Genomic DNA, 11,521 nt, shown 5'->3' with positions numbered 1-11,521 from the left:
TCGGGAACGCACGCGCCGCCGTCACGCGCGGATCAGCACCACCCCGACGATGAGGCAAGCCGCGCCGGCGATCCGGATCGCGCTCGCCGAATGCTGCTGGATGCCGAGCACGCCGAAGTGGTCGAACACGAGTGCGCCGGTCATCTGCCCGACGACGATCAGCGCGAGCGTCGTCGCCGCGCCCAATCGCGGCACCATCAGGATCGCGACGCCGACGAATACCGCGCCGAAGAATCCGCCCGTCCAGCTGAACCACGACCCCGCACCGGAGAACGCGCCGCTCGCGCGCGGGTGAGGCGACAACAGCGCGACCGCCAGCATCGCGGCCAGGCCGACGACGTAGCTGACCGACCCGGCCCACCACGGCGAGCCGAGCTGCGCGCGCAGGTTCGCGTTGAGCACCTGCTGCAATGCAACGCTGATGCCGGCCGCCACGACCAGCAGATACGACAGGAAGGTAGCCACGAAGATGAACGCTCCGAAGGGATGGCCGCGACGGCGATGCCGGCACGGAAGGCTTTCATTCTGCGGAGCGCGGCGGTATAACGCAAATATCGAATCCGGCGCTTATCCATCTCGTTTCGGTATGCCATCACTGCGGCAAATTCAGTATTTCCTGACCGTGGCGGACCTCGGCGGCTTCACGCCGGCCGCGGGGGCGCTCCATGTCGCGCAGTCGGCGCTCAGCCGGCAGATCGGCCAGCTCGAGGACGAACTCGGGTTCCTGCTGTTCGACCGCGAACCGAGAGGCGTGCGGCTCACGCCGGCCGGCGCGATCTACCGCGAACGCGTGGCGTCGATTCCGGCAACGCTGACGGCGGCTGCCGACGAAGGCTCGCAGTTGGCGCGCGGAGAAGCCGGCGTGCTGCGGCTTCTGCATTCCAGTACCGTTCCCGTCGGCAGCCTGATGCCGGATCTCGACCGCTTCATGCGCGATTGTCCGGGCGCGCGGGTCGATCTCGACCGCGCGTCGTCCGAGGATCAGGTGACGGAAATCGCGAACGGCCATGCCGATATCGGGATCGTCCGGCTGCCGGTGCTGCGGCGCGATGCACGCGTGCGTTTCGTCGAACTGGCGGCCGAGCGCTTGTGCGCGGCGGTGCCGGCGGATCATCCGCTCGCCGGCCGCAAGCGCATCGCGATAGCGCGGTTGCGGCGCGAGCCGTTCGTCTCGGCCGTGTATCGGGAGCGGGGCGGCCTCGCGCGCGTCGTGATCGATCTGTGCCTGAAGCGAGGCTTCGTGCCGGCGCCCGCGCGGATCGTGTCGCCGAAGACGTCGATGCTGAATCTCGTCGCGGCCGGGCGGGGTGTGGCGATCGTGCCGGCGCGGATGGCGAGCGTCGGGATCGACGGCGTCGTGTTCGTGCCGATTTCCGACGAGGACGCGAGATCGGTATGCGCGCTGGTGTTGCCGGTCGAGCCGACGGTGCTGGCGCAGGCGTTCGTGCGGGCGGTGACGGCGGGCTGAACGCGCCGCAGCGCCACCATACCGGCCAGCATGTTCCGCCGGACCGGCGTCCATACTCAGACGTTGTACCCCGCGTCGCGCATCAACCGACGCGACACGTCGCCGCGTGGGCCGTCCGCATCGAATTGCGCGCGAAGTTTCGCATCCGCGCCGCGCGTCACGCCGCGGTGCATGGCCACGACGATGGCGAAAAGGGCGACGACGAAGAAAGCGGCAAGCATCGTATTACTCCTGGCCGGAGAGACCGGAAACGGACATCGCGACGGCCGGCCGTGTCCGTCGGCACCCGTTCCAATGACGCGCAACATCCGCGCCCGGGTGGCGCCGCAACGGGCGGATAGTGCGCGATTGCCCGGCAACTTCCAGCATAGGGCCGCCCCACGGCACCCGGATGCGTGTCGGAAATCTGTCAGCAAGGCCGTGGCGGAATCGAAAGGCGAACGCCGCATCCGGGCAATCTCGTCGCCCTCCAGAAAAACCAGGAACCCCCGTCCGGCAAGCCTCTTACCCAACCTAGTGGTTTCCACTCATAGTCGCAAACAGGCAAGAACAGGTCGCCGCCGGTCTTTTCGCGGCCAATATGGCTCGTTACTTTTACACCCACGATGCAGGCCGGCGCACACTCCGCGCACCGGCTGCCGCGAGATCAAACCGGGAGGAATCGAACCATGAAGTCGACGAAGATCGCCGCGCTAGCCGCGGCCGTGCTGGCGACGGGCGCGTTCACGCACGCCGCGCTTGCCGAGACGGACGCCGCGACCTGCCGCACCGTGCGTTTCGCGGATATCGGCTGGACCGACATCACGTCGACCACGGCGCTCGCGTCGACCGTGTTCGAGGCACTCGGCTACAAGCCGACCACGACGATCGCATCGGTGCCGATCTCGTTCGCCGGCCTCAAGAGCAAGCAGCTCGACGTGTCGCTCGGCTACTGGTGGCCCGTGCAGCAGAAGCAGTTGCAGCCGTTCCTCGACAGCAAGTCGATCAACATCGTCGAACCGCCGAACCTGTCCGGTGCGAAGGCGACGCTCGCGGTGCCGAGCTACGAGTACCAGGCCGGCCTGAAGACCTTCGACGACATCGCGAAACACCGCGCGGAACTCGACGGCAAGATCTACGGGATCGAGCCGGGCAGCAGCGCGAATGCGACGATCCAGAAGATGATCGACACGAACCAGTACGGGCTCGGCGGCTTCAAGCTCGTCGAATCGAGCGAGGCAGGGATGCTGGTGACGGTGGAGCGCGCGATCCGCGAGAAGAAGTGGGTCGTGTTTCTCGGCTGGGAGCCGCACCCGATGAATATCCAGATCCCCATGAACTACCTGTCCGGCGGCGACGCGTCGTTCGGGCCGAACTACGGCGAAGCGCGCGTGTACACGCTGACCGCGCCCGACTTCATCGCACGCTGCCCGAACGCGGGCAAGCTCGTGACGAACCTGCGCTTCTCGACACAGCTCGAGAACCAGCTGATGCAGTCGGTGATGAACAAGACCAAACCGGCCGAGGCCGCGAAGGCGTACCTGAAGAAGAACCCGCAGGTGCTGGATCCGTGGCTCGCGGGCGTCAAGACGTTCGACGGCAAGGACGGCCTGCCTGCCGTGAAGGCGTATCTCGGCCTGTAATGGCCCGCGCGCCGCAGCAGGCGCGCGTCGACGAAACATCAGCAGTGCGACACAACCCGATTCAAGCGAGGCATCCAGCATGAACCACGAAGTCATCATCACCTGCGCCGTCACGGGCGCGGGCGATACGGTCGGCAAGCATCCGGCGATTCCGGTCACGCCGAAGGAGATCGCGGCCGCCGCGATCGAAGCCGCGAAGGCCGGCGCGACGGTCGCCCACTGCCACGTGCGCGATCCGCACACGGGGCGCGGCAGCCGCGACCCGAACCTGTATCGCGAAGTGGTCGACCGTATCCGCTCGGCCGACGTCGACGTGATCATCAACCTGACGGCCGGCATGGGCGGCGATCTCGAGATCGGCCCCGGCGAGGACCCGATGCGCTTCGGCAAGGGCACCGACCTGGTCGGCGGCCTCACGCGCCTTGCGCACGTCGAGGAACTGCTGCCCGAAATCTGCACGCTCGACTGCGGCACGCTGAATTTCGGCGACGGCGACTACATCTACGTGTCGACACCCGCGCAGTTGCGCGCCGGCGCGAAGCGCATCCAGGAACTCGGCGTGAAGCCGGAACTGGAGATCTTCGACACGGGCCACCTGTGGTTCGCGAAGCAGTTGCTGAAGGAAGGGCTGCTCGACGATCCGCCGCTGTTCCAGCTCTGCCTCGGCATTCCGTGGGGCGCCCCGGCCGATACGGGCACGATGAAGGCGATGGTCGACAACCTGCCGCCGGGCGCGCACTGGGCCGGCTTCGGGATCGGCCGCATGCAGATGCCGATGGTCGCGCAGGCGATGCTGCTCGGCGGCCACGTACGCGTGGGCCTCGAAGACAACATCTGGCTCGATCGCGGCGTGCATGCGACCAACGGCACGCTCGTCGAGCGCGCTCGCGAGATCGTCGAACGCCTCGGCGGCCGTGTGCTGACGCCGGCCGAAGGCCGCCGCAAGCTCGGCCTGCCGGCGCGCGGCGAACGCGCGCTCGAACGCCGCGCGATCGCCGAATTCGCGTGAGCTTTTTCATTGACCGACATGGCACGGCGGCTTGCGTCTGCACGCGGCCGCCCACCGATTTCCCCTGATTTGAAGGATGCGTTGACATGGCTGTGAAGACCGACATCAAGACGTTTGCCGCCATCGGCACCGGCGTGATCGGCAGCGGATGGATTTCCCGCGCGCTCGCGCACGGCCTCGACGTGGTCGTGTGGGACCCGGCGCCGGGCGCCGAGGCGCGGCTGCGCGCGAACGTCGCGAATGCGTGGCCCGCGCTCGAACGCGTCGGCCTCGCGCCGGGCGCCGATCCCACGCGGCTGCGGTTCGTGCCGACGATCGAAGCGTGCGTCGCCGATGCCGATTTCATCCAGGAAAGCGCGCCCGAGCGCGAGGCGCTGAAGCTCGAGCTGCACGAGCAGATCAGCCGCGCGGCGAAGCCCGATGCGATCATCGCGTCGTCGACGTCGGGGCTGCTGCCGACCGATTTCTACGCGCGGGCGACGCATCCGGAGCGCTGCGTGGTCGGCCATCCGTTCAACCCCGTCTACCTGCTGCCGCTTGTCGAGGTGCTCGGCGGTGCGCGCACGTCGCCGGAAGCGGTCGAAGGCGCGATGGAGGTCTATCGCAAGCTCGGCATGCGGCCGCTGCACGTGCGCAAGGAAGTGCCGGGCTTCATCGCGGATCGTCTGCTCGAGGCGTTGTGGCGGGAGGCGCTGCATCTCGTCAACGAAGGCGTCGCGACGACCGGCGAAATCGACGACGCGATCCGCTTCGGCGCGGGCATCCGCTGGTCGTTCATGGGCACGTTCCTGACCTACACGCTGGCCGGCGGCGATGCGGGCATGCGACACTTCATGCAGCAATTCGGCCCCGCGCTCGAACTGCCGTGGACGAAGCTGGTCGCGCCGACGTTGACCGATGCGCTGATCGACAGCGTCGTCGAAGGCACGACCGAACAGCAGGGCACGCGCAGCATCAAGGAGCTCGAACGCTATCGCGACGAGTGCATCACCGAGGTGCTGAAATCGATCGCCGCGGTGAAGGCGCGGCACGGGATGCGATTCGAGGACTAGACGATGACGGGCGATATCCCGCTGACGATTTACCGCGACGTGGTGCGGCCCGAATGGGTCGACTACAACGGCCACCTGCGCGATGCGTTCTACCTGCTGATCTTCAGCTTCGCGACCGATGCGTTGCTGGATCGCATCGGCCTCGACGACGCCGCGCGTCGCGAACAGGGGCGCTCGGTCTATACGCTCGAAGCGCACGTCAACTACCTGCACGAGATCAAGGAAGGCACGGCAGTGCGCGTCGATGCGCGCGTGCTCGCACACGACGCGAAGCGGCTGCACCTGTATCTCGAACTGTTCGCCGACGGGCATGGCGACGCGGTATCGGCGAGCGAGCAGATGCTGCTGCACGTCGATACGCGCGACGGTGCGAAATCGGCGCCGTTCGACGACGACGTGGCCGCGCGCGTGGCCGAACTGCATGCATTGCAGCGCGATTGCGCGGCGCCGGCGTATGCGGGCCGCGTGATCGGGCTGCCGCCGCGCCGCTAGCGGCGCGCTTCACCTTTCGATCCTCACCTTCGACCGCGGAGCGTAGACGATGCTCGAACCGGAAATCGCGGCGTTCGTCGCGGCCGTCGACGCGTGGTATCCGGCCGATGCGGCGGCGCGCTCGCCCGACGAGCAGCGCCGCCTTTACGACCGCTTCGCGGCCGAATGGACACCGGCCGCGCTGCCGGCCGGCATCGTGCAGCAGGACGCCGCGTGGCGCGCGCCGGACGGTCGCACGATCGCACTCCGGCGCTATACGTCCGCGCACGGCACGCCGCGCGGCACGGTGCTGTTTTTTCATGGCGGCGGTTTCGTCGTCGGCTCGCTCGACAGTCATGCGCTGATCACCGCGCAACTGGCGGCCGATACGGGCCTCGACGTGATCGCCGTCGACTACCGGCTGGCGCCCGAACACCGCGCGCCGGCCGCGCTCGAAGATTGCCTGGCCGTCACGCGCGCCGCGCTCGAGGCGTGCTGGCCGTTCGGGCATTGCGTCCGTCCGTTGACGCTCGCGGGCGACAGCGCGGGCGGGATGCTCGCGGCGGCGGCGGCGACCGCGCTGCGCGATGCAGGCGAAGGTAGCGTGGACGGTATCGCGCTCGTTTATCCGATGCTCGGTTTCGAACCGCAATCGTCCGCGCGCGAAACGGAAGCGCACGCGCCGATGCTGACGCTCGACGACGTGCATCGCTATCGTGCGCTGTACTGGGGCGGTGACGTGTCCGACGCGCTGCGGGACCGCAACCCGCTGCTGCGCGCGTCGGTGCCGCTCGAGGCGGCGCGTTTCGACGGCTTGCCGCCCGTGCTCGCGATCGGCGCGGAGCACGATCCGCTGCGCGACGATGCGCGCGTGTACGTCGAACGGATTCGCGCGGCCGGCGGGGTCGCGCGGTACTGGATGGGAGAGGGGCTGGTGCACGGCTGCTGGCGCGCGCTCGGGACGAGCCCGCAGGCCGCACGGATGCACTGGATGGTCGGCGGGTTCTTGCTCGCACCACACGCGTAGCGGGCGTTTTCCGGGAGGCAACGATGCAGGCAGCGGCGCAACACCGTATCGAGGACTGGCGGACATTTTCGGCCGACGCGGCCATCGCGGCGGCGACGATCGGCGATGACGCGGTGGACGTCGAGTGGAGCGACGCGCGACGATCGCCGTTTCATTTCGACTGGCTGCGCGACAACTGCGCGTGTGCCGCATGCGTGCATGCGACCACGCGCGAACAGGTGTTCGAGATCGCCGATGCGCGCGAGGATCTGTCCGCGCTCACCGTGCACGTCGAAACCGACGGTGCGCTGCATGTGGAATGGAACGACGGGCACCGCAGCGCGTGGTCGCCGGGCTGGTTGCGTGCGCATGCATACGACGATGCGTCGCGCGCGGAGCGCCTGGCCGCGCACGGGCGGCACGTATGGACCGGCGACGATGCGACGGCGATCGGCGTGTTCGCGTGGTGCGACGTGATGGAGGACGACCGTGCGTTGCTGGCATGGCTCGGCGCATTGCAGCGCACGGGGCTGACGCTCGTCGAGGGCGTGCCGGCCGAGCGCGGCCGCGTCGACGGGATCGCGCGCCGCATCGGCCTGATCCGCGAAAGCAATTTCGGCGTGCTGTTCGACGTCGAATCGAAGCCGCGCCCGGACAGCAATGCGTATACGTCGCTGAATCTTCCGCCGCACACCGATCTTCCGACGCGCGAATTGCAGCCTGGCGTGCAGTTCCTGCACTGCCTCGCGAACGACGCGACGGGCGGCGACAGCATCTTCCTCGACGGCTTCGCGCTCGCGGACGCGCTGCGGCGCGAACATCCGGACGACTTCGAACGGCTCGCGTCGACGCCGTTCGAGTTCTGGAACAAGAGCGCGAACAGCGACTACCGCTGTTCGGCGCCGGTGATCGGGCTCGATGCGCGCGGCAACGTGACGGAGGTGCGCGTCGCGAACTTCCTGCGCGGGCCGCTCGATGCGCCGGCCGGTTCGGTCGCGGCGGTCTATCGTGCATACCGGCGGTTTCTCGCGCTGGCGCGCGAGCCGCGCTTTCGGGTGCAGCGCCGGCTGCGGGCGGGCGACATGTGGGCGTTCGACAACCGGCGCGTGCTGCATGCCCGCACCGAGTTCGATCCGTCGACGGGCCGACGGCACTTGCAGGGCTGTTACGTCGATCGCGACGAACTGCTGTCGCGGTGGCGCGTGCTGTCGCGGTCGGCGCCGGCCGGGGCCGTGGCGCGCTGAGCGGTGCACGCGGCGCACACGGCGTATTCACGCGCACCTGGTCGGGAAAAAGCACCCGGACGCCAGGCGTCCGGGCGAAGCCACCCGCTGCCGGGCGGCGGAGGTATGCGTTTCACAAAAAAGACGAGCCCCGCGAAGGGGCTCGTCCGGACTGCGTGACTTCATCGCGCGAGGCGCGGCGCCCGCCGAGGACGCGTCGGCTTACTGGCCGAAGAAGATCGAATCGCGTGCGTTCGACGACGCGGCCGGCGAGCCCGAGTGGACGAGCGGAGCCGGTTGTGCGCCGTAGCCGCTGGTGTCGGCGCCATGAACGCGCGCCTCGGCGCTCTGGATGTCGTTCGGGTAGTACGGGCTCGACAGGCCGGGCTTGTAGCCGGCTTGCTCGAGCTGGACCAGTTCGTTGCGCACTTGAGCGCGCGTCACGGTGCTTTGCGCGAATGCGCCGAACGAAGCGGACAGGGCGGCAGCGGCAACGACTGCGGAAACGAGCGATTTCATGGTGACCTCCGGTGTTTTATTGAGTTCGCTCTCGACACCATGTCTTGAGCGATTGATCAAATCTTAGTCACCGGCGTGTTCAGGGTAAACGCTGATTTTGACGATAAATTGTTTCCTGGCTGGTAACAGTGCCGCGTCGAATCAGTCTTTCAACGCGCTTTCTTTTCGGTTGTCGTAATAAGTATGAAGAATGCCGAGGTCGCTCGCGCGCGGTTCAGCGCGCTTCGGCCGCCGCATCGAACGGCCGGCCCGGCGCGCGGCCGGCCGGCGCGCCGGCGCTGAGGAAGCGCACGCCCGTCGCGGCTTCCGATGCTTCCCACAGCAACGCCGCCGCCGCCACGCTGCGCGCCGCGCGCGGCACGCTGGCTGGTGCCGGCAGGCCGCGCGATTCGAACCAGCCGGACGGCCCGATGTACGCCCCGCCGGCCAGATCGGGCGACGTTGCAGCATGAATCGTCGGCAGCGCGCCCTGGTCGGCCGGTTGTGCGAGATAACGGTTCGCGGCGCGCATCAGCGCGGCACGGGCCGGCGAGCGGTCCATCGCCGGGCCCGCGAACTGCAGATTGGTCGCCGCGTAGCCGGGGTGCGCGGCGACGCTGATCCCGGCGAACGCCGCGCGTTCGAAGCGGCGTTGCAACTCGATCGCGAACACGAGGTTCGCGAGCTTGCTGTCGCAATAGGCGAGATAACGGTTGTAGCGATGCGCGGCGCGCAGGTCGTCCACGCGAATCCGGCCGCCGCGGTTGAAACCGCTCGACATCGTGACGACGCGCGCCCGGCGTGCCGCGCGCAGCGCCGGCAGCAGATGGCCGGTCAGCGCGAAATGGCCGAGGTGGTTGGTGCCGAACTGCATCTCGAAGCCGTCGCGCGTGTGCCGCAGCGGCAGGAACATCACGCCGGCGTTGTTGCAGAGGATGTTGACGCGGCCGTGGCGTTCGCCGACGTCGGTCGCGAAGCGTGCGATCGACGCGAGATCGGCGAGGTCGAGCGGATCGACTTCGACGCGTGCATGAGGATGAAGCCGACGGATCGCGTCGGCAGCCTGCCCGCCGCGGGCGGCGTCGCGGCAGCCCATCACGACCGTCGCGCCTTTCGCGGCCAGCGTTTCCGCGAGCTGCCAGCCGAGACCGCTGTTGGCGCCGGTCACGACCGCGACCTTGCCGCCTTGCGCCGGGACGTGGCGCGCGCTCCATGCATGCATGTCTGCCTCCATCGGCGCGACCGGTCGGCCGCGGCACGTAATCGTTACATTGAGTGGTGTAACGATAGTGCGGGCGGACGCAGCAGACAAGCGGGGAATTAGACCGGCGCTTCCAGGGCTGGCGTAGGGTGTGGCATTGCAAGCCCGGCGCGCGGCCGGCAGGTTTACCTGCTCCCGGCCAGCGCGAGCACCTCGGCGGCGGAGATCATGGCGGCGGCATTCGCCGGGGCCGGGCGTTCGGCCGGGCGGAATACTTCGTCGCCGCGATGGATGACCTGGCGCGACAGCGCGCAGGTACCGGTGCGCTGCGCGAAGCGGCGTCGCCAGCGCTGCTCACCGTAGTGGCAGCGGCCGGGTTCGACCCAGCGGACGACGAGCAGCGTGTCGGAACGTTCGAGGATTTCGACGTGGACGTCGGCGGGATCGAGCGCAGGCAGGGATTTGGAGGCCTTCATTTGCCGTTTCCTAAAGCTCGTGCGGTTTCGTCCGTGGCAGTGGATGTCACTACCCGATGGCGAATCCGTAGCGGTTTCCATGAGTGGTGCGCTAAATGTAAGCGTCTGTGACCGGAAAAAACATCCTGTCTGGCTCAAATTACCTTTTGCCGATTTAGAAACAATCCAAGCTTATTTTCTTGGAAAACCAATGACAAAAAGCCCCGGACGGGAAGTCCGGGGCGGAAAATCGGCCCGCGCGCCGTGTCTGCTCGCCCAGTCACGGGATACATCGCCAGGGACGGAGGTGCCCGCAGGGATCCGGCGCGGGCGGGGAGGCGATGTACCGGAAGCGCGGTCCGGCAACGCCATGATGGCGCGCGCCACCCGTTGACACCCTGACGCGAACATGACTTTTTTGTCAGTTTGCCCTTCCAGCGTGCCGAACGCTGCGGAAGGAACGGCTGGAATACCCGCCGGTATTGGATTTGAGCGAATCGCCGGGCGCGGCGCCCACGCCGCTTTCCCGCCGAATTTCTGCGCCGCACGGATTCGCCCGCCCGGGTAAATACTGAATCCCAATTTCGTGACAAACGCGCAATCCGTTCCTATGATTGGTTGGACCTTTAGTCCTTTGTGCCAATCGGCCGACTGGCGGCCGGCTTTTTCGGAGAGACGCTCATGAGATTGCAGGGCAAACGCGCGCTGGTGACGGCGGCCGGGCAGGGCATCGGCCGCGCGACCGCGTTGCGGTTCGCGAGCGAGGGCGCCGACGTGCTGGCGACCGACATCAACGAAGCCGCGCTGGAGCGGCTCGAATCCGACGCCGAGCGCGCGGGCGGCCGGCTGGTCACGCGGCGGCTCGACGTCACCGACGCGAACGAGGTGGCCGCGCTCGCCGCGAGCGAACGCGCGTTCGACGTGCTGTTCAACTGCGCCGGATACGTGCACCACGGCTCGATCCTCGATTGCGACGACGACGCGTGGGCGTTCTCGCTGAACCTGAACGTCACGTCGATGTACCGGCTGATCCGCGCGCTGCTGCCCGCGATGCTCGAAGCGGGCGGCGCGTCGATCGTCAACATGGCGTCGGCCGCGTCGAGCGTGAAGGGCGTGCCGAACCGCTTCGTGTACGGCACCACCAAGGCGGCCGTGATCGGGCTGACCAAGGCGGTGGCGGCCGATTTCGTCGAGCGGGGCATCCGCTGCAACGCGATCTGCCCGGGCACGATCGAATCGCCGTCGCTGGCGCAGCGGATCGCGGACCAGGCGCGCACGCGCCATGTGTCCGACGACGAGGTGCGCCAGGCGTTCGTCGCGCGCCAGCCGATCGGCCGCATCGGCACCGCGGACGAGGTCGCCGCACTCGCGCTGTACCTGGCGTCCGACGAAGCGTCGTTCACCACCGGCACGATTCATCTGATCGACGGCGGCTGGTCGAACTGACCGCGTCTAACTGACCGTGTCTAATTGATCGCACCTTCCCATTCACTTTCCGTTTCCGTTCAGACGACGA

Annotated in this window: 13 protein-coding genes; 8 read left to right on the top strand and 5 right to left on the bottom strand. The window is 67.9% G+C overall.

The annotated features are described in order from the left end of the window. Positions 1-21 precede the first annotated feature (21 nt). The gene (locus CFB46_RS29625) at positions 22-465 is read right to left on the bottom strand and encodes a DMT family transporter (protein WP_089502190.1); all 444 of its coding nucleotides are present in this window, start codon (positions 463-465) and stop codon (positions 22-24) included. Positions 466-586: 121 nt separating this feature from the next. Here CFB46_RS29625 and CFB46_RS29620 point away from each other — a divergent pair, with 121 nt between their 5' ends. Continuing rightward, positions 587-1,468: a LysR family transcriptional regulator gene (locus tag CFB46_RS29620; RefSeq protein WP_089502189.1), complete on the top strand. Its 882-nt coding sequence runs from the start codon at positions 587-589 to the stop codon at positions 1,466-1,468. Between the two features lie 56 nt (positions 1,469-1,524). On the opposite strand, the gene CFB46_RS36120 is transcribed toward CFB46_RS29620, so the two are convergent. Next, the gene (locus tag CFB46_RS36120; protein WP_152777463.1) at positions 1,525-1,980 is read right to left on the bottom strand and encodes a hypothetical protein; all 456 of its coding nucleotides are present in this window, start codon (positions 1,978-1,980) and stop codon (positions 1,525-1,527) included. 156 nt (positions 1,981-2,136) lie between these two features. Between CFB46_RS36120 and CFB46_RS29615 the strand changes: the two genes are divergently transcribed. From CFB46_RS29615 to CFB46_RS29590, 6 genes are all read left to right on the top strand, one after another. Then, positions 2,137-3,090 carry a choline ABC transporter substrate-binding protein gene (locus tag CFB46_RS29615; RefSeq protein WP_027781287.1) on the top strand — a complete coding sequence of 318 codons (954 nt, stop codon included), beginning with the start codon at positions 2,137-2,139 and terminating at the stop codon, positions 3,088-3,090. 79 nt (positions 3,091-3,169) lie between these two features. Then, a complete protein-coding gene (locus CFB46_RS29610; protein WP_089502188.1) occupies positions 3,170-4,099 on the top strand; it encodes a 3-keto-5-aminohexanoate cleavage protein in 930 nt (309 codons plus the stop codon). Between the two features lie 86 nt (positions 4,100-4,185). Continuing rightward, positions 4,186-5,151: an L-carnitine dehydrogenase gene (locus tag CFB46_RS29605; protein WP_089502187.1), complete on the top strand. Its 966-nt coding sequence runs from the start codon at positions 4,186-4,188 to the stop codon at positions 5,149-5,151. 3 nt (positions 5,152-5,154) lie between these two features. Further along, entirely contained in the window at positions 5,155-5,643 is a 489-nt protein-coding gene (locus tag CFB46_RS29600; protein ID WP_089502186.1) for a thioesterase family protein, read from the top strand. A gap of 49 nt (positions 5,644-5,692) precedes the next feature. After that, on the top strand, positions 5,693-6,649 hold the full coding sequence (locus CFB46_RS29595; RefSeq protein ID WP_089502185.1) for an alpha/beta hydrolase: 957 nt from the start codon (positions 5,693-5,695) through the stop codon (positions 6,647-6,649). A 23-nt stretch (positions 6,650-6,672) separates the two neighbouring features. Next, on the top strand, positions 6,673-7,872 hold the full coding sequence (locus CFB46_RS29590; RefSeq protein WP_089502184.1) for a TauD/TfdA family dioxygenase: 1,200 nt from the start codon (positions 6,673-6,675) through the stop codon (positions 7,870-7,872). Between the two features lie 201 nt (positions 7,873-8,073). On the opposite strand, the gene CFB46_RS29585 is transcribed toward CFB46_RS29590, so the two are convergent. From CFB46_RS29585 to CFB46_RS29575, 3 genes are all read right to left on the bottom strand, one after another. Beyond that, entirely contained in the window at positions 8,074-8,370 is a 297-nt protein-coding gene (locus CFB46_RS29585) for a DUF4148 domain-containing protein (protein WP_027781281.1), read from the bottom strand. Between the two features lie 214 nt (positions 8,371-8,584). After that, complete coding sequence (locus CFB46_RS29580; protein WP_089502417.1) at positions 8,585-9,571, bottom strand: oxidoreductase; 987 nt, start codon at positions 9,569-9,571, stop codon at positions 8,585-8,587. A gap of 164 nt (positions 9,572-9,735) precedes the next feature. Further along, the gene (locus tag CFB46_RS29575; RefSeq protein ID WP_006484717.1) at positions 9,736-10,026 is read right to left on the bottom strand and encodes a DUF3331 domain-containing protein; all 291 of its coding nucleotides are present in this window, start codon (positions 10,024-10,026) and stop codon (positions 9,736-9,738) included. Positions 10,027-10,686: 660 nt separating this feature from the next. On the opposite strand from CFB46_RS29575, the gene CFB46_RS29570 reads away from it, so the two are divergent. After that, on the top strand, positions 10,687-11,451 hold the full coding sequence (locus CFB46_RS29570) for an SDR family oxidoreductase (protein ID WP_027781279.1): 765 nt from the start codon (positions 10,687-10,689) through the stop codon (positions 11,449-11,451). Positions 11,452-11,521: the final 70 nt, after the last annotated feature.

Source organism: Burkholderia sp. HI2761, assembly GCF_002223355.1.
Lineage (GTDB): Bacteria > Pseudomonadota > Gammaproteobacteria > Burkholderiales > Burkholderiaceae > Burkholderia.
The sequence above is the reverse complement of the archived record's forward strand: the minus strand, read 5'-3'. Positions and strand labels throughout refer to the sequence as shown.

Excerpts from the sequence above, each read along its gene's own strand:
- CFB46_RS29580 (WP_089502417.1), bottom strand. The coding sequence starts at position 9,571 with ATGCATGCATGGAGCGCGCGCCACGTCCCGGCGCAAGGCGGCAAGGTC.
- CFB46_RS29570 (WP_027781279.1), top strand. The coding sequence starts at position 10,687 with ATGAGATTGCAGGGCAAACGCGCGCTGGTGACGGCGGCCGGGCAGGGC.
- CFB46_RS29590 (WP_089502184.1), top strand. The coding sequence starts at position 6,673 with ATGCAGGCAGCGGCGCAACACCGTATCGAGGACTGGCGGACATTTTCG.
- CFB46_RS29610 (WP_089502188.1), top strand. The coding sequence starts at position 3,170 with ATGAACCACGAAGTCATCATCACCTGCGCCGTCACGGGCGCGGGCGAT.
- CFB46_RS29600 (WP_089502186.1), top strand. The coding sequence starts at position 5,155 with ATGACGGGCGATATCCCGCTGACGATTTACCGCGACGTGGTGCGGCCC.
- CFB46_RS29605 (WP_089502187.1), top strand. The coding sequence starts at position 4,186 with ATGGCTGTGAAGACCGACATCAAGACGTTTGCCGCCATCGGCACCGGC.
- CFB46_RS29575 (WP_006484717.1), bottom strand. The coding sequence starts at position 10,026 with ATGAAGGCCTCCAAATCCCTGCCTGCGCTCGATCCCGCCGACGTCCAC.
- CFB46_RS29620 (WP_089502189.1), top strand. The coding sequence starts at position 587 with ATGCCATCACTGCGGCAAATTCAGTATTTCCTGACCGTGGCGGACCTC.
- CFB46_RS29585 (WP_027781281.1), bottom strand. The coding sequence starts at position 8,370 with ATGAAATCGCTCGTTTCCGCAGTCGTTGCCGCTGCCGCCCTGTCCGCT.
- CFB46_RS29595 (WP_089502185.1), top strand. The coding sequence starts at position 5,693 with ATGCTCGAACCGGAAATCGCGGCGTTCGTCGCGGCCGTCGACGCGTGG.
- CFB46_RS29615 (WP_027781287.1), top strand. The coding sequence starts at position 2,137 with ATGAAGTCGACGAAGATCGCCGCGCTAGCCGCGGCCGTGCTGGCGACG.